The sequence below is a fragment of the Helicobacter salomonis genome (assembly GCF_900197775.1).
In the GTDB taxonomy this organism is placed as follows: domain Bacteria; phylum Campylobacterota; class Campylobacteria; order Campylobacterales; family Helicobacteraceae; genus Helicobacter; species Helicobacter salomonis.
Genome location: NZ_FZMA01000048.1, coordinates 1 through 16,211, shown reverse-complemented (window position 1 = coordinate 16,211; position 16,211 = coordinate 1). Strand labels below are relative to the sequence as shown.

17 protein-coding genes are annotated in these 16,211 nt (G+C 47.5%); 1 reads left to right on the top strand and 16 read right to left on the bottom strand.

The window, feature by feature from the left end:
- Positions 1-56 precede the first annotated feature (56 nt).
- From C6H04_RS07065 to C6H04_RS06995, 15 genes are all read right to left on the bottom strand, one after another.
- Complete coding sequence (locus C6H04_RS07065) at positions 57-725, bottom strand: LutC/YkgG family protein (protein WP_104732753.1); 669 nt, start codon at positions 723-725, stop codon at positions 57-59.
- Positions 718-2,169 (bottom strand): LutB/LldF family L-lactate oxidation iron-sulfur protein, encoded by a 1,452-nt coding sequence (locus tag C6H04_RS07060; RefSeq protein ID WP_104732752.1) that lies wholly within the window; start codon positions 2,167-2,169, stop codon positions 718-720. The genes C6H04_RS07065 and C6H04_RS07060 overlap by 8 nt, the downstream gene beginning before the upstream one ends.
- Entirely contained in the window at positions 2,170-2,901 is a 732-nt protein-coding gene (locus C6H04_RS07055) for a (Fe-S)-binding protein (protein ID WP_104695728.1), read from the bottom strand.
- Between the two features lie 48 nt (positions 2,902-2,949).
- Entirely contained in the window at positions 2,950-4,068 is a 1,119-nt protein-coding gene (locus C6H04_RS07050) for a DNA type IV secretion system protein ComB10 (RefSeq protein WP_104695729.1), read from the bottom strand.
- Positions 4,065-5,051 carry a TrbG/VirB9 family P-type conjugative transfer protein gene (locus C6H04_RS07045; protein ID WP_199766079.1) on the bottom strand — a complete coding sequence of 329 codons (987 nt, stop codon included), beginning with the start codon at positions 5,049-5,051 and terminating at the stop codon, positions 4,065-4,067. The genes C6H04_RS07050 and C6H04_RS07045 overlap by 4 nt, the downstream gene beginning before the upstream one ends.
- Before the next feature lie 285 nt (positions 5,052-5,336).
- On the bottom strand, positions 5,337-6,179 hold the full coding sequence (locus C6H04_RS07040; RefSeq protein ID WP_104732751.1) for a thiamine-phosphate kinase: 843 nt from the start codon (positions 6,177-6,179) through the stop codon (positions 5,337-5,339).
- Positions 6,169-6,999: a carboxylating nicotinate-nucleotide diphosphorylase gene (gene nadC / locus C6H04_RS07035; RefSeq protein WP_104732750.1), complete on the bottom strand. Its 831-nt coding sequence runs from the start codon at positions 6,997-6,999 to the stop codon at positions 6,169-6,171. The genes C6H04_RS07040 and nadC overlap by 11 nt, the downstream gene beginning before the upstream one ends.
- Positions 6,996-8,000, bottom strand: a complete 1,005-nt coding sequence (gene nadA / locus C6H04_RS07030; protein ID WP_104732749.1) for a quinolinate synthase NadA — start codon at positions 7,998-8,000, stop codon at positions 6,996-6,998. The genes nadC and nadA overlap by 4 nt, the downstream gene beginning before the upstream one ends.
- Positions 7,993-8,811, bottom strand: a complete 819-nt coding sequence (locus C6H04_RS07025; RefSeq protein ID WP_438940249.1) for a phosphatidylserine decarboxylase — start codon at positions 8,809-8,811, stop codon at positions 7,993-7,995. The genes nadA and C6H04_RS07025 overlap by 8 nt, the downstream gene beginning before the upstream one ends.
- The gene (locus tag C6H04_RS07020; protein WP_013469791.1) at positions 8,808-9,329 is read right to left on the bottom strand and encodes a DUF6115 domain-containing protein; all 522 of its coding nucleotides are present in this window, start codon (positions 9,327-9,329) and stop codon (positions 8,808-8,810) included. The genes C6H04_RS07025 and C6H04_RS07020 overlap by 4 nt, the downstream gene beginning before the upstream one ends.
- Positions 9,320-9,862: a hypothetical protein gene (locus C6H04_RS07015; protein ID WP_104732747.1), complete on the bottom strand. Its 543-nt coding sequence runs from the start codon at positions 9,860-9,862 to the stop codon at positions 9,320-9,322. The genes C6H04_RS07020 and C6H04_RS07015 overlap by 10 nt, the downstream gene beginning before the upstream one ends.
- Positions 9,855-10,730 (bottom strand): menaquinone biosynthesis prenyltransferase MqnP, encoded by an 876-nt coding sequence (gene mqnP, locus C6H04_RS07010; protein WP_104732746.1) that lies wholly within the window; start codon positions 10,728-10,730, stop codon positions 9,855-9,857. Before mqnP ends, C6H04_RS07015 begins: the two co-directional genes overlap by 8 nt.
- Positions 10,731-10,772: 42 nt before the next feature.
- Complete coding sequence (locus C6H04_RS07005) at positions 10,773-12,059, bottom strand: ComEC/Rec2 family competence protein (protein WP_199766182.1); 1,287 nt, start codon at positions 12,057-12,059, stop codon at positions 10,773-10,775.
- Positions 12,056-13,588 (bottom strand): replicative DNA helicase, encoded by a 1,533-nt coding sequence (gene dnaB, locus C6H04_RS07000; protein WP_104732745.1) that lies wholly within the window; start codon positions 13,586-13,588, stop codon positions 12,056-12,058. Before dnaB ends, C6H04_RS07005 begins: the two co-directional genes overlap by 4 nt.
- Positions 13,588-14,976: an NAD(P)H-hydrate dehydratase gene (locus C6H04_RS06995; RefSeq protein ID WP_104732744.1), complete on the bottom strand. Its 1,389-nt coding sequence runs from the start codon at positions 14,974-14,976 to the stop codon at positions 13,588-13,590. Before C6H04_RS06995 ends, dnaB begins: the two co-directional genes overlap by 1 nt.
- 57 nt (positions 14,977-15,033) lie before the next feature.
- On the opposite strand from C6H04_RS06995, the gene gatC reads away from it, so the two are divergent.
- Positions 15,034-15,306, top strand: a complete 273-nt coding sequence (gene gatC, locus C6H04_RS06990; protein WP_104732743.1) for an Asp-tRNA(Asn)/Glu-tRNA(Gln) amidotransferase subunit GatC — start codon at positions 15,034-15,036, stop codon at positions 15,304-15,306.
- On the opposite strand, the gene C6H04_RS06985 is transcribed toward gatC, so the two are convergent.
- A partial coding sequence (locus C6H04_RS06985; RefSeq protein WP_324731145.1) for a tetratricopeptide repeat protein occupies positions 15,303-16,211 on the bottom strand: 909 nt, incomplete at its 5' end. The genes gatC and C6H04_RS06985 overlap by 4 nt on opposite strands.

The following is a 16,211-nucleotide window of genomic DNA, read 5'->3' as shown; positions in this document are numbered from 1 at the left end:
ATATCATTTTTCCCTCTGCTTTGAGCTTGGTTCTACTTGCAATTGCATTATTTCTCTTAATATAAGATTACGCGCACAGCCATAGGGCCATGCACGCCAAAGACGGTTTGCAATTCAATATCGGCTGTACGGCTAGGTCCACCAATAAAGAGCATGTTAGTGGGCAAGCAACGCTTACAATCCTCATCGCGCATTTTGACATCTTGGGGTATTCCCACCCTTTTTAGAGATTCTAAGCCTTGGGCTAAATTACGCACAATGCTAGACTTTTCTAATAAAATAATGCATTTGAGCGTGATGAGTGAGGTTAGGCGTGGGCTTGCAGGGGAAGAAACCACACCCACCATGCCTAAATTGGCCACCCCACAGGTTGCCTTTAAAATCGCCGTGTCGATGTGAAAAATTTCCTCTCTAAATTCCTCCACGGGCTTGTTATAGGGGATTTTAACACACCCCTCTAGCTGTTCTAGATCGCATGGCAAATCTGTGGCATATAAGAGTTTCTGACTCTCAAAGGCGGCTAGAGCGTTTTCTATCTCTGTAAGTAGATTTTCAGGGCTGGAGTCGACAACCTCAGCGCGGTTTAACTCTTGGAAGTGCTTGTATTCCTCTAGCAGATCGTCCTTGGTGTCAATGATCATGTTTTCATAGGGCATGTCTTGGTGAGAGATAGTGTGGCGTTTGAGTGCGCTTTGGATGCGCTCTAATACGACTTGTTTACTCATAAACCACCCCTGCTAGGGCCTTGACTTGCGCGTGCAAATTGGCGTGCACGGCGGGCATATCCCTATGCTTGAGCCATTTTTTGAGCACGGGAGTATAGCGCCCCACCCACTTGCCCAAAGGGGCTAACCAGCCATTGATCGTCAAAAATGCCCGCCACGCTACACCATTGCTCGCCAATTTGGCAAAAGCTTTCATTCCTAGCTCCTCCCATTTGTTATGTTTGGCATCTTTATAGCCACGTACCACGCCCCGCCCCTCATGCGCCTTTTCACAACGCAAATCTCTAATGAGTTCAGGGAGGGGGATTTTCACCGGGCATACTTCCCCACAACGCCCGCACAAACTGCATAAATTGGCAATGTGTTCGTAATTATCTAGTCCAAAGAGTTGAGGAGTGATCACCACCCCAATAGGCCCGGGGTAAGTGGCTAAATAGGCATGCCCCCCGATTTTGTCATAGACCGGGCAGTGGTTTAGGCAGGTCCCACAGCGGATACAGCTCAAGGCTCTATAGTATTTCTCATCAGCTAGGATATTCGAGCGGTTATGGTCTAGTAAAATGATATGCGCCTCTTTAGGTCCATCTAACTCATCCTCTTGACGGGGACCCGTGATGATGTTTTGATAACAAGTGATGGGCACGCCCACTGCACTAGGGCAGAGCAGGTTATTCAAAATCGAGGCGTCTTCAAAACTCTCCACCATTTTCTCAATCCCACAAATAGCCACATGGATATCGCAGGCAGTGGTGCACATCCGTCCATTGCCCTCATTTTCTACTAACCAAATCGCCCCCTCATTAGCGATCGCAAAGTTCACTCCTGAGAGCCCCATTTTAAAGCCTTCAAATTCTGTGCGCATGTGCTCTCTAGCAATTCCATTGAGTTTTTCTGGCTCACTCTCTAGGGGTGCGCTCAGTTTTTCTTGGAAGATTTTGCCCACTTGGTGGCGATTCTTATGGATGGCTGGAACCACGATATGCACGGGGTGTTCATCGATGAGCTGGATAATGAGCTCGCCCAAATCGGTTTCTTTGGCGACAATGCCTTTTTCTTTCATGTATTGATTGAAGCCGATTTCCTCGCTGGCCATTGATTTACCCTTGAGAATGCGCGTAACTCCGCGTTCTTTAGCCAAGTTGTAAATGATATCATTGGCGTCTTTAGCCGTGCTAGCATAATGCACTACAAAGCCATTTTTCGTGGCGTTTTCCTCAAAGCGTTGGACATAAGTATCGAGTTGGGCTAGGACCTTGAGTTTAGCGTTTTGCCCCATGGTGCGCAATGTTTCCCATTCAGGAAAACGACTTGTGAGCAAATCCTTACGCTTATGAATGAGTGTATCCATCGCCGAGCGCAAATTCGTGCGCAACTGCGCATCGCCTAGTTTTTCTGTGATGACTTTTTCATAATCCTGATCGCTGTGGGTAGTGGTGTGTGTCATTTAAGCTCCTATGCCCACTCTTTGGGCTAAAAAGTCATAAAAGTGCATCGCCTTGGTGTTGCTACGCATTTTGGCCATCGCCCCGCTAATATTAAGCAAACAACCTGCATCAGCGGAGAGCACGCATTCTACATTTTGATTTTCAATGTCTTTAATCTTATCTTGCACCATTGCATAAGAAATTTCAGGTTCCTTGACCGCAAAAGTCCCTCCAAAACCACAACACTCTTCTTCTCTTTGCAAGGGCACGAGCTCTACATTGGAGAGCTGGGCGATGATCTTTTTCGCACTTTCAATGACCTTAGACACCCGCAAGGCATGGCAATTAGAATGCCATGTAACTTTAATGGGCGCACCTGTGTCGCTATAACGCACTTCCAACTTTTTATCTAAAAATTCAGAGAGTTCAAAGACCCTTGAGGCAAAGTGTTTGACTTCCTCATATTCAGGAAGTCCTTCAAAGAGTTCTAAATAGTCATGCGCCATCATGCCCACACAAGACCCGCTGGGCACAACTACGGGGTAATCTTCTTTGAATAAGCGCACATTGTGTAGGACAACTTCACGGGTTTGGGTGTAGTAGCCCGAGTTGTAGCTGGGCTGTCCACAGCAGGTTTGATCCTTTTTAAAGACCACCTCGACCCCCTCTTTTTGTAACAGCTTGATACAATTGAGCGCGGTTTGACTAAAAACAGCCCCTCCTAAACAAGTGGCGAAAAAATACACTCTCATAACGCTTCCTTCCAAAAACGATCAAAAAACGAGACTATTATAACCAAATTAATGTTGGAAAAACTCTGCCATCACTTCTCCTGCTCTGGGAATGGGGAAGAAAATGTCTAGGTTAGGAGAGATGAAGACTCGACTCCCTTCCCTGATGATAATAATAGGTTTGAGATGGCTCTTATCCTTGAGAATTTGGCTAATAATTTGGTTGAGCCCCATCCCACTCTGGCGCGTGAGTTGCATGAGCAAAAAATCCCCAAAAAGATTATTTTTGCCGGTTTTATTGGCAATGGCAGAAGTGAGCGCGATAAGTAGACCATTAGAGAGAGTGGAAACGAGTAGGGGCATGCCATAGCGTTGAAAATTGTGCGTGATTGTTTCCCCTACCAAACCGCTGTAGCCCTTGACATCTGCGCCTTTGGCATTGGTGAGCATGATATTCACCCCTAATGGAGTGATGATGCGGCTCCACACAATGTCTAGGCGATAATCCCCAATTTTATTGTTACTGCTATAATAGCCAATAACCTTAGAACCTTTAGGGATAAGAATAGCGCGCCCCATGTTGGCAAAAATGTCGCTTTCCACTTGGGCAATGACCTTACCGGCTAGTTGCGAACTAATGGGAGTGATGAGAAAAGCGGGGATCATTTTATCCGCAGTCAAGGTGCGTAAGAGTTTATGTTCATGGGTGGCAATGTCTTTGGCCTTGAGGTTCTCAAACCCCTGTGAGCCGTAATCTATCTCTAAGACTTGTTCTTCCTCTTGCGCTTCTACAGAGTCTGGAGCTTCAAAAGCTTGAATACGGGTAGCTAGAGTATCTAGGCGATCCTGCTCTTGTGCTTGAGCAGAGGAGGTCTCAGGTTCTAGGGGTGGTGTGGTGGGGCGTTCCTCTCTAGCCTGTTGTAGTGCAGTTTGGAGGTCTTGGATGCGGCGTGCATTGGCTTGTAATTCCGCTTGAAGTTGGGCGTAATCTTGCGGTGTAATGATAGGAGTTGGGGAGCTGGCTTGGGGGGGTTCAAAGAGGTAGTCAGAGAGAGGATAGTTGATCGCTTCTGTTGGAGGCATTGGGGTGGAGGGCGGGTGTGATGGGCGGTGCACCCATAAGGATAGGGTAACCACGCCCCCCATAGCCCCCAGTAAAATGACAATTCTTTGCCCCCACCTACTCATGGCTTGCGGCGCACACAGGCATGCCGTTTACCCTCTCTAAGTGTCCACTGATCAGCGATGTCTTCTGCGATGAGGTAATCCCCCACAATGCGTGTATTGATGGGATTATCATAACCATCAACCACCTTATAGAGAACGGGAAATTTGACTTGAGAGTGGTGGCGGTTGAATTTAAAGTAAGTGAAATGCGCGTCATTGAAAATATCTAGGGGAGCGATGGGGTTTTTGCGTTTAAAGGCTACCTTGCACAACCATAGACAAAACCACGCCCGCTTTCTGGCCTGCAAGACGCGATACCCTCTTTGGATTTGGCTTTTTTCAATGAACATGGCATTGCTTTCATCTCCAATTTTGAGATGGCGTGTGTCCTCTTGGGATAGGGGTTCTGGGGGAGAGTCTTCAACCTCAGGTTCTAAAAGGGCTAGGGGCTGGTAGTCCCGTTGCGCAAAGAAGTGGCGTTGAGAAACATAGACATTCAGGGTAGGGTTTTTGGAACTGGTAAAAGTGGTTGAAAAGAGATAAAAAGCGTAAATCTTACCGCTCTTCCCAATCACACTCAAATTGGAGTCAACGCCAATTTGTAGGGGCTTGATGAGCAACACATTGCTATGCTGTTGATCCCCTAGAATTTTTGTGCTAAACCCCACGCTATCGCCTAGAATCACCTCTAAGATGGGTTCTTCAAAGACCATCATGGTTACCATTGCATAACGCAGGCGGATTCTATGGGTTTCACCCAAGTGGTAATCAATAAAGAGGGTGTTGTCTAAATCGTGGCGGCTTTTGTAAAAAAAGCTCCCTTGAATGGCGTTTAAATCTTGCATGGGATGAGTTGCAGGGATTTCTTCCTGGACCTCCTCCATGTCCTCCTGTGTGGGAGACTGTGTAGAGAGACTGGACGCGCTCACTCCCCAAGCTAAATTCAGTGTTAACACAATCCCCCACACCCACAAACGGCCTGTTCCAAAACTCAAGACCCTCATGTCAAGAACCCCACGTCTTGTTTTGGATCAGAGATTTTAATTGCAAAACCCACCCCCCAAGCACCTTCAATGCCATTCACACGCACCCCTACCTTGTCTGTAGGACCATGTTCCTACCAAGACCAGCCCGCCCAAGGGAGGTCTTAAACTTTTTATCTAAAGCTTGATGACAAACTGTACAGCCCACATTGTAGCACAAAACGCCAGCAAAATGACTTAGACACCTTGGTACATGCCCTGCTTGTAGAGAAGCAAATTGCTTGGCACATGTGTTAGTAAGATACGCTAATTTTTATGCCACACTAGCGCGGGGTAGCGCGATCGCCCCCTGCACACCTTGCCCACCACGCTTAAACGCACACGATGGGCGCGCGCACGCACCCGCAAGGCTAAATAATGCTTTGGCGCAAAACAAAAAAGCATTTCGTATTCTTCCCCGCTTTGATAGGCGCGTGTGCGGGGTTGATAGAGTTTGAAAGCAAGGCGATTCACTTGGGATAAGCGGTTGCATTCGCTCAACAACCCATCGGAAACATCTAACCCAGCATGTAAGAATTGACGCGCGCTAGCTATGAAGCGCGCATGTTTGAAGCGCGGGGTGATGAACTTGTTTTTAGGGCTCACTTTGCCCCCCCTAAGCAGAGTTTGCAGGGCTTTATAACTCTGCCCTAGTGTGCCTGTGTGTGCGATAAGATCGCCCAAGCGCGCGCCCTTGCGTTCTAAGGGGCGGTGTGTTGTGCCCAACATGGTGACACTCAAATGCAGGTGATCCCCTACTATGGTATCTCCCCCAATGATGCTTATTTTAAATTCTGTGCATGCGCGCGCCATGCCCGCTACCAAATCTCTAATGTCTTGTTTGCCCATGCGCTGATCCAAGCTCACCCCTAGCAAAGCGTGCGTGGGCGTGGCGTTCATGGCGATCATATCGGAGATATTGACCACCATCGCCTTATAGCCCACGCGCTCAAAACTTAGCCATTCGGGCTTAAAATGTACATTTTGGGCAAATATATCTAGCGCGATCACTGCTCTCTTAAAGGGGGGCAACAGCACGCCATCATCGCCCAGCCCCCAAGTTACCCCGCTAGCCTGCAGGGTCTTTAAAAAATACGCCTCAAGATCCAAGCTTCATACTCATATCCACCCACACCGCTTGGTGGATGAGCGCCCCGCTGCTAATGGCATCTACCCCACTTTGCGCGTAGGCTAAAATGTTCTCTTGGGTGATATTCCCGCTCGCCTCCAACAGCACCAAAGGGTAATGCGCGTTGCGGTAAGCCACCACTTTTTGAATATCCTGTGCGCTCATATTGTCGCACATAATAATATCCGCGCCCACTTGCATGACTTCTTGAGCCATCGCTACGCTATCGCACTCTATTTCAATTTTGGCCGTCCATGGGAGCTGTTTGCGCGCTTTGTGCATGAACGCCTGCAGATCGCCAATATGAGCTAAATGCGTGTCTTTAAGCATGAGTGCGTCATCTAGCCCTAAGCGGTGGTTTTGCGCGCCCCCATTGCGCACCGAATACTTTTCAAACACCCTAAGAAGTGGGCGAGTTTTGCGCGTATCTAGGAGGGTTAGGGGTAAGCCTTTGAGCATGGCGACATAGCGCGCCGTATGGGTAGCAATCCCGCTAGAATGCTGTAAAATGTTCAAGAGTACACGCTCAATTTTGAGCAGAAGGGCATAATCTCCCCATAGTTCTAAAAGAATGTCTTTAGAGGCGTAGGGCGCGCCATCTTGGATATTCCATGTCCTCCTAATGCCCATGTGCTCTAAGAGCATGTCCGCATACAAATGCCCAGAAAACACCCCATCCTGTTTGGCAATCACGACCGCCTTGACTTCCTTAGGTTCTGCCAATCTCTCAAAGAGATCGCCTGAGCCTAAATCTTCTTGCAAACACGCGTCTAAAAAGGCTAAGATAGTGGGGTCTTTCATGAAAGCTCCATCATGCGATCTAGAGCTTGTTTGGCCAGCGCACCAATTTGGGGATCGAGTTGCACGCGATTATAAGGGCGGTGGTTTTTATAGGCTTTGAGTACCTCAAAGAGGTCTTGCAAAGTGGTTTCATTCATGGTCGGGCATTCAGGCAGTGTGCTTGAGAGCACAAAAGTGGTTTGTTCCCCTTGGTAGGAGGGGCGTAGGCGTTGGATGAAATTAAACTCTGTACCCACGGCGACCTTTTGTTCTAGGGGGAGACTTCTAATAAATTTGAGAATTTGGCTGGTTGAGCCTACAAAATCGGCTAACTCCACCACGCTAGGATCGCACTCAGGGTGCACTACGATCAAAATCCCGGGATATTTTTGCTTAAAAAACTCCACATCGCTAGGTTTAAAGAGTTGGTGCACGGCACAAAAGCCGTTGTAATTGATCACATCGGCTCGTATGATGGCTTCTTTTTCATCCATGCCCAAAGTCGCGCTTTTTAAGCCATGCAGACGGGCCAAATTCGTGCCCAAACAGCGATCGGGCAAAAAGAAGATTTTTTGCCCCCTTTGGCGCGCGTGGGTAAAAATTTTAGAGGCATTTGCGCTGGTACACACTAACCCGCCCAAAGCGCCTACTTTGGCCTTAACCTGCGCACTGGAATTGATATAGGTAATGGGTAAGAGATTGGAGAGTCCGTAATTCTTTAGCACCTCTAGGCTGCGATCAAAATAGCTAGAATCAATCATGCGCGCCATGGAACAACAGGCGAGTTTAGGCATGATGACTTCCTTATGGGGGGCTAGGACCTTCACACTCTCGCCCATAAAACCCACCCCACAAAAGACAATTAAGTTTTTAGGGTGTGCGCTGGCTTGACGCGCCAGCTCTAAACTATCTCCTACGATGTCGGCCAATGCTACAATCTCATCTTTTTGGTAAAAATGCGCCACTAACAGCGCGTCTAAATCTTCTAATAGGTTTTTAATGCTTTGAGCCAACTCATCCATGTTCTTCTCCAATAGGGTGTAGCGTGCTTAAAAATTCCCCAAAACACGCCTTGTGGTAGAGGGTGTCTGGGGGCATAGAGCCATCGCGCACAAAAAGCACAATGGTAGAGCCCATTTCAAAGCGCCCCAGTTCTGCCCCTTTATCTAAAGAGATTGGGGGGTCGTAGCGCTTTATATTTAGGGGAGGATTGGTAGGGGCGTTGGTGTGGATGCTAGAATCAAAACTCATCACAATCTGCCCCACATTGAGCGCGCCTACGGCCACAAAGTAGAGCAGCGCGCCCCTAGGGTCTTTGGCGACTACCACCACGCGTTCATTACACACAAAGAGATGGGGGTGCTTTTTTAAAGCCGGTTCATTAACCGGGAAGAGCAAGCCAGAAAAATGGCGCGTCTCTACAATCTGCAGATCACAAGGGGCGTGGAAGCGGTGGTAATCTTTAGGGGAGAGATAGAAATTAAAATAGCTATAAGATTCTTCTAGCTGTGAGCCTAGCAGTGCGCCCACTAGATAGGCCTTGCCCTTGATTTGCAGGGCTAGCCCCTCTTGCACGCGTCCGCACTCTTTGAGCACGCCATCGCAGGGAGAGAGGAGCGCGTGGGGGTTTTGATCTAAGGGGCGGGGGGTTTTGAGTTCTCTGGTAAAAAGGGCGTTGAGGGTAAGGTAGGATTCAAGGGGGGCAAAGTCGCTTAAATCAATGTTAAAAATCTTAACATAGATTTTATTGATAAGTTTTTGAAAGGGGGCAGGAAAAGCACAGCGGGCGAATTTGCCAAAGAGCCTTGAAGCGGTGTTAGAGAGCGCCATTATTGCATGTCCGCTAGTTTTAAAATAAATTCGATCTCGCCCTTGCCCGTGCGCAATTCTTTAGCAATGGAATCCACACTCCAGCCCTCCTTATACATCTTGATTACCTTTTTTTCATCAATATCGTCATTGCTGGGGGTGAAATGCCCAAATTCCTTAAACTTGTTTTCTAGCACAATGATTTTTTCCTCCAGATAGTCGCGCTCTTTTTGGATAGAGTCTTGAATCTCTTTAATATGGGCGTACAGATTGCTCAAACTCGCGTTCAAATTATTATTGACCTCATTTTTCACACTCGCTCCAATGCTGGAGGCGTTAAACTCAGCCTGCATCTGGCTCTCTTGAATCCACTTGCGGATTTTATAAATCTCTTGGTTGATCGTATCTAGGGCTTTTTCTAGTTGTTTGGTCTTGCTCACAAATTCCTTATCTTTGATATAGCTATAGGCGATCAAGCATAAGAAAATCAAGAGCACCACCCCCGTGATGATCCAAGTGAATTCATTCGATCCTAATTGCATGTTTTTAAACCTTTCAGACTGGCTAATTCTTGGGCAGCAATATAGCTATCCATTTCTTTAATGTGGGCAGGGTGCATGCGCGCTACTTTTAAAAGTTTGGCATCAAAAGCGCGCGCGCTCAGAGCAAAGACACGATAAGGCGCACTGGGCAAAGAAAAACGCAAGTAATACTCTTGATTGGGCTCAAACAAGGGATCGCGCACACCTAAAACCCCATGCCCTAGCACCTCTAAGAGGCCTTGAGACTCTAAGGGGATAAAATGCCTCTGCTTAATCTCTAAAGCCTGCTCAATGCGCATGAGTTTGTCATAAATATCGCTCAACGCCTTAAAAAGCATCGCGTCCTGATCCTTGCCATGGCTTAAACTCTCCCAAGGGCGCAGGGATTCGCCTTGGCCTAGCTGGAGATACTCTTCCTCAAAATAGGGATCGTAGGGGGCGTATTCTAGCGAGATCGCACAGCGCACCAAGCGGGTAAAATGCCCATGTTGGTGGCAAATTTCCTTAAAGCTCTCTAAATTTAACTCAGGCATACAGGCGCACCCCTCCATCTAGCAGAATGAACACAAAGAACACCACACCCAAATAGCCATTGCTCACAAAAAAAGCTTTGGGAATGTTTTTAAAATCTTTATGCACTAAGAGCTGTTCGTAGATCAAAATCCACGCAGATGCCCCCACCCCACCATAAGCCAACCAACTTAAATGTGCACTCCACACAAATCCATACCAACACAACACAGCTAAGAGGTGGGCAGTGCGAGAGAGGGCTAAGGTCTTGGATGCGCCAAATTTGGCCGGCACAGAATGCAAGCCTACGCGCTTATCAAATTCCATGTCCTGCAGAGAATAAAGCAGATCAAAGCCAGCCACCCAAAAGACAACACCTAAGGCTAAAAACACGCTCCAAAGCGGGATTTCTCCCAATACGGCTACCACCCCGGCAATGGGGGCTAGCCCCAAGCTCACCCCCAGAACTACATGGGCTAGCGTGCTAAAGCGTTTCATGTAAGAATATCCCCCTAAGATTAATAAAAAAGGGAAAGAGAGGACAAAGGCTAGGGTATTGATCGCATAACTCACACCCACAAAGAGCAGAGCGTTGAAAATGCAAAAGCTTACTAAGCCCCAGATGTGGATGCGCCCATCCACGCTGGGGCGACTTTGTGTGCGCGGATTAGCCTTGTCAAATTTACGATCCACTAAGCGGTTAAAGCCCATGGCAAAATTGCGCGCCCCTAGCAGGGCTAGCAAACAGAGCAATAAAAGCTCAGGCCCACACCACAGACTAGCATAGCGTTGCACGCTAGCCACCACAATGGCAATTAAAATAAACATGCTTGAAAAGATTGTATGCTCTAGTGCGACAAGCTCACCAAATAGCTTGATCCTAGCCCACATGCTTTACCTCATTTCCAAATTCTTCATTATAACTGAATTTCATTAAAACACCCGCCACGCCAATATGATAAACAACCCACCGCTGGTCAGATACAGCCCCCTATAGGCGTATTTAGAGCGCATGGCTAGCAATGAGAGCCCTAGATAGAGCATAAGAAACCATGGGGGCGTGTGGTAATTGATGCTGGGGATTTGCCACTCAAGGGCAGCTAAGAGATAGGGGTCAAAGAGAGCCCCCCAGCCAAGCGCGTGCAAGATTAAACTTAAGGGGAAAAAGATCACAAAGACAAAACTGAGAATAATCCCACTGAGTTGATAAAGACTAAAGGGGGTAAAGAAGGCGTGCACTATGGGGAGCATACATATGAAGAGCGCGGTGTTGAAAAATAGGGCATATAGGGGCATGTAAAATCGGGGAATATGTTTGAGAAAGAGGTAAATATAAAATACCCCGCACACAGAGAGTAAAAAGCCCGTATTAATAATCAAGTTTGGAAAAAGGGTTAGACAAAGCAAAATCGCTAAGCCTAACAGGGTGAAGTTGAGAAGGTGTAGCGCGCAATAGTAAAGTCCAAAACCCAAGAGCGCCATCACAAAGGCGCGCAAAAAAGAGGGTTGGAAGTCTAGTAACACTAAATACCCAAAGAGCAAGACAAAGACACACACGCCTAAATCATAATGGGCGTTGCGGTAGGGGAAATAGCGTTGTTGTAGGAATCTGTAGGGTAGAAAGAGTAGGGCATAAAAAAACGCGCCTAAAATCCCCAAATGAAACCCACTAATGGCGATGATATGGCTGATCCCCAGACGCATGGCTAACTCTCTGGTGGGCTTGTCTAGGGGCTGAGCCAAAAAGAGGGTGTTATAGAAATTACCCATGCGCGCGTCTGTGTGCTGGGCGTTGATGAAGGTGCGCAAATGCGATTGGGTGTCCTTGGTAGACTCTAGGGCAAGGTAAAACGTGTGGAAATAGCAGGATTTAAGGAATTGGAAAAAAGAGCAAGAGGTGGCCATTTTACCATAGGCGCGCACAAAGGCGTAGCTGAGGTCTTTGAGATTTTCCTTACTGGTGGTATAAAAGACATTGCCCCACGCGTCCTTGAGCTGTAAAACAAAGTAGGATCGTCCCTGTGAATCAAGCTTGGAATATTGCAGACGCACTTGGGCGTGTAAGCTCACAGGCTTTTTAGCCTTGAAATGCTGGTATTGGGTGTATTTAACATACAAGCTCATACTTCCCACACAGAATAAAACCCCCAACACAACAAGCCACTCGCGCGTGCTTTGGAGTAAGGAGAGCTGGAAGGGTGATTGTTTAGAGAAGGTCAAAAAGGATAGTGATCGCCATTGGGATTGGGTATATCGATAGGGGCTTGGACTATGGGGGCTTGAGGGGTAGGGGTGAAATTAGTCTCTTTTTCTTCTCTTTGAGGGGCGTCTATACGATCCTCAAAGCGCGTGTAAGCCCCATTGAACGCGACTCTAATCGTGCCAATATCTCCATTGCGGTTTTTGGCTAAGATGATCTCAGCATCTTCTACGCCCTGGTTTTGACGAAAATTTTCTTGTTTTTGGGCATTGAATTGTGCTTCGAGTTTTTTTACCTCTTCGTCCTTGCCTTCTTTGCGCAATTTGGCCAATAGATTTTTTTGGGCATAATGTTTATAAACCTCATCGCGGTAGAGAAAGAGCACCTGATCGGCATCTTGTTCGATCGCCCCGCTCTCTTTGAGATCGGAGAGAATAGGACGTTTGTCCTCACGGCTTTCTAGCGAGCGGTTGAGCTGGCTTAAGGCGACAATGGGAATCTCTAGCTCACGGGCCAGAATTTTGAGTCCTCTTGAAATCTCAGCAATTTGGGCATGACGGGCGAGTTCGGTGCGATTGCTAGACATGAGTTGGAGGTAATCCAAGATAGCGATAGCAATCTCGGGTTGGTCGGTCTTCATTTGGCGCAATTTGGAGCGCACATGCTCGAGTGTGAGCATGCTGGTGTCGTCAATGAATAAGAGTTTTGTTTGCATGTTCTGGACGCATTGCGTGAGTTCTTCCCATTGCTGATCGTTCAATCTACCAAATTTCAAATCGTGTAAATGAATGTTGGTAGCACCCGCGAGTAAGCGTAACATCAATTGTTCGGCGCTCATTTCCATACTAAAAAACGCCACACCCTGATTGTGATTCAGAGTGGTTTGGGCGATGTTGAGCACAAAACTTGTCTTGCCCATCGAAGGGCGCGCGCCCACCACGATCAAATCCCCCTTTTGAAACCCTGCTGTCTTTCTGTTGAGTTCAAAAAACCCCGTGTCCAAGCCCAACATTTGGCTATTGCCCCGTAATTTGGCTTCTTCGATCATCTGTAGAGTGTTGAGCGCCACCTCTTTGACATTTCTAAACCCCCCCCGCACATTTTGCATGGACAAGGCGTAAAGTTCGCGTTCTAGCATATCTAAGATTTGCGGACTGGGACGCTCTGTCATACACTGCTCGCGCACATCTAGGGATATTTTGAGCAGAGCGCGTCTGGTGGAAGCTTGCTTAATCGCTTCTACATAGGGTTCTAAATAGGCAATGGGTGTACTTGCCATCACCTGCATCAAACTCTCTTTATCTTGATCTTTGGAGAGTTGTTTGAGAATCGCGCTCGGGCAGATGGGTAAATTTTGTTGGTGAAGTTGGGTGCATAATTCAAAAAACAAGCGGTGGGCAGGGTAGAGAAAATCTAGGGGTTTGAGCACAGAGGCCATCTCTTCGTAGCGTTTCCCCTCTAAAATCGCCACTAGAACACTGCGCTCCATTTCCAGTAGATTGTCATCTTGGAATAAAAAAGAGTTAGTTTGGGTGCTAAGTGCTTGCATTAAACTCCCTTATGACTCAGAGATGCGATCAGATCAAGGGGTGTAAGTGCGTAAGAGTGTGGGTGATCGCGCCCGATTAATGCGTGGACAAGACTCGCATTCAGTGCAGAGTCTAAAGGGCTATAACCCTGCGCAAGCAGTGCCCCCACCATGCCTGCTAGCACATCTCCACTTCCCCCTTTAGCCAAGGAGGGCGTGCCTAAATTGTTGATATAAATCTGGCCATGGTGAGCGATGTAGGTGTTAGCCCCCTTTAAAAGCACTATGACATGTGGATAAGCATCACTAAAGGCTTGCAGGTATTCTAGGCGTGATTCTAATGCCTGAGATAACTCTACTTTAAGGCCCACTGCATTAAGTAAACTTGTAAATTCCTTAGGATGTGGAGTAAGCACGAGTTGGCTAGAGCTCTCTAAAATCTCTTTGAAATTGGGCAGATAAAACATGTCTGCATCCAACACACAAGGAGCTTGCTCTAGCATGGCATCTAAACAGGGTGGAGGTGTGCCCATACCCATACCTATTACAAAAGCATTTGCTTGGAGGGGAATCTTGTGCGCATACATGAGCTCTAAAGGTTTGTGTTCTGCAAGCGTACTATCCCCTAACACACTCACTAGGCCCGCTCCAAACTTGAGTGCCCCTAAGCCTGCTAAAAAGCCCGCTCCTCTCTGCGCCCCCACCCACACGCCCACATGTCCAAAATAGCCCTTATGCACATTGTGCTTAGAACGCAGAGGTAAGATCAAATCTTTCTCTTCGAGCAAAAAGAGATCGCTAGGCTCTTCATAGAGTGCGCGCCCCACGCCCAAATCCCCCACTACAATTTCTCCCACAAAATCCTTAGCCACATCGCTAAACAAAGCACTTTTAAGTGCGCCCATACTAACGGTGGTATCTGCTTTAAAAGCCAATGTGCTTGTGTATCCTTGTGAATTTAGCCCGCTGGGTATATCGCAGGCAATTTTTACCCCACTCATCGTGTTCAAGCGCGTGATTAAAGCTTGATCCTCAGGTTTAAGTTCCCCCTTAAAGCCTGAGCCATAAAGACAATCTAACACCATCTCATAGGGCTCAATACTCTCCAACATGCGCACTCCTGCACGCAAAGCCCGCTCATATTGCAGCTGACAAAGCGGGCTTTTGGGGGGTTTATGGGCATAACAACTCACTTTATAAACACTTCCCTGCAAGCGACGCGCTAGTGCGTAACCATCTCCTCCATTGTCCCCACTCCCACACACCACCAGCACTCGCGTGGGGGCGTGTTTTGCAATGGCTTGTTGGAGTGCCATAGCAGCATTTTCCATTAAAATCTCTGCACTTAAATTAAATTTTTCTTGCGCTCGCGTGTCTAATTCCCGCGTGCTAGAATAAATAAACTGCATTCTAACCTTTCTGTTTTTCTCCATAGACATGCTACAATCGCTCTAAAAAGGATGTTTATGCGCATTGATCAACCCCTACTCCATAAGCTCGCACAGCTCTCGATGCTAGAGGTGGATGAACCCCAACTCCAGGAACATTTAGAGGAAATCCTTGCTTTCATGGAAACTTTAGATACCCTAGACTTGGAAAACACCCCACCACTCCAACAACCCCCCACGCCCTTAAGACCTGATGCCCCCACGCACAACTCTTCCATTCCCTCGGACATTTTAAGCCACGCACCCCAAACTCAGGGGGGGTATTTTCTTGTGCCTAAAATTTTAGGCTAACGCTCGACGGACATGAACAAGCGACCATAATTGGGATTGGAGCGGAGTAGCTTTTCTTTAAAAGTGCCATAGTTGTCACAGCCTGATTGCAGGCCGTAATTGCACACATAAGAGAAGAGGTCCAGGGCGCGCTGGTCATTTTGGGGCACGCCCAAACCCTTCTGATACATCACGCCTAAATTATTACAGCCCGACAGATTACCTCCCTGACAGGCACGCTCAAAATATTTGGCTGCAAAAAAATTATTCACTGGCACACCCTTGGCCCCATGCGCATAAATCCAACCCAAATTAGCACAACCTTGGATGTCCCCCGCATTGCAAGCCAGATAATTTAGATCCACATTGCTAAGTTTAGCCTTATCAATCCCATAGATATTTTTGACATTGGACATAAGTCCCAAGTTATAGCACCCTAGATCGCTGCCCCTCTCACAAGCATATTTGTAATACTCCAATGCCTTAAAATAATCCTTATTCACGCCCACTCCATTGGCATACATCCAACCCAAATTATTACAAGCCAACACATCTCCACCACTGCACCCCACCGCATAGAGCTGGGCGGCCTTCTCTTTATCGTCTAAAGTGGCTTGTTTTTTGGAGTCGTAGACTTGGGCTAAATTCGCACACGCGCTCGCATCGCCCCCACTACAGCCCATTTCATAATAGCGTTGGGCTTTGTCCACATCTGTTTGAATGCCCACACCATTTTCATACATGGTGCCCACCGCAAAACAGCCGGCGGGATTACCTTGATCACAAGATTTGGCAAAGAGTCTAAATGCTCCTTGATAATCTCCTCTCTTGACCGCTACAATCCCCGCGCTCAATGCATCTTGAGCGACAATGGGAGGAGTAATGCGATCACTCATGGGGGGGGTGGCAGAGGGTTGGGTTAGAGG

Bases quoted from the DNA above. Each gene is read 5' to 3' on its own strand.
- nadA (WP_104732749.1), bottom strand. From the start codon at position 8,000: ATGGATGAGTTGGCTCAAAGCATTAAAAACCTATTAGAAGATTTAGAC.
- gatC (WP_104732743.1), top strand. From the start codon at position 15,034: ATGCGCATTGATCAACCCCTACTCCATAAGCTCGCACAGCTCTCGATG.
- mqnP (WP_104732746.1), bottom strand. From the start codon at position 10,730: ATGTGGGCTAGGATCAAGCTATTTGGTGAGCTTGTCGCACTAGAGCAT.
- C6H04_RS07065 (WP_104732753.1), bottom strand. From the start codon at position 725: ATGAGTAAACAAGTCGTATTAGAGCGCATCCAAAGCGCACTCAAACGC.
- C6H04_RS07060 (WP_104732752.1), bottom strand. From the start codon at position 2,169: ATGACACACACCACTACCCACAGCGATCAGGATTATGAAAAAGTCATC.
- C6H04_RS06995 (WP_104732744.1), bottom strand. From the start codon at position 14,976: ATGCAGTTTATTTATTCTAGCACGCGGGAATTAGACACGCGAGCGCAA.
- dnaB (WP_104732745.1), bottom strand. From the start codon at position 13,588: ATGCAAGCACTTAGCACCCAAACTAACTCTTTTTTATTCCAAGATGAC.
- C6H04_RS07055 (WP_104695728.1), bottom strand. From the start codon at position 2,901: ATGAGAGTGTATTTTTTCGCCACTTGTTTAGGAGGGGCTGTTTTTAGT.
- C6H04_RS07045 (WP_199766079.1), bottom strand. From the start codon at position 5,051: ATGAGGGTCTTGAGTTTTGGAACAGGCCGTTTGTGGGTGTGGGGGATT.
- C6H04_RS07050 (WP_104695729.1), bottom strand. From the start codon at position 4,068: ATGAGTAGGTGGGGGCAAAGAATTGTCATTTTACTGGGGGCTATGGGG.
- C6H04_RS07020 (WP_013469791.1), bottom strand. From the start codon at position 9,329: ATGCAATTAGGATCGAATGAATTCACTTGGATCATCACGGGGGTGGTG.
- nadC (WP_104732750.1), bottom strand. From the start codon at position 6,999: ATGAAAGACCCCACTATCTTAGCCTTTTTAGACGCGTGTTTGCAAGAA.
- C6H04_RS07015 (WP_104732747.1), bottom strand. From the start codon at position 9,862: ATGCCTGAGTTAAATTTAGAGAGCTTTAAGGAAATTTGCCACCAACAT.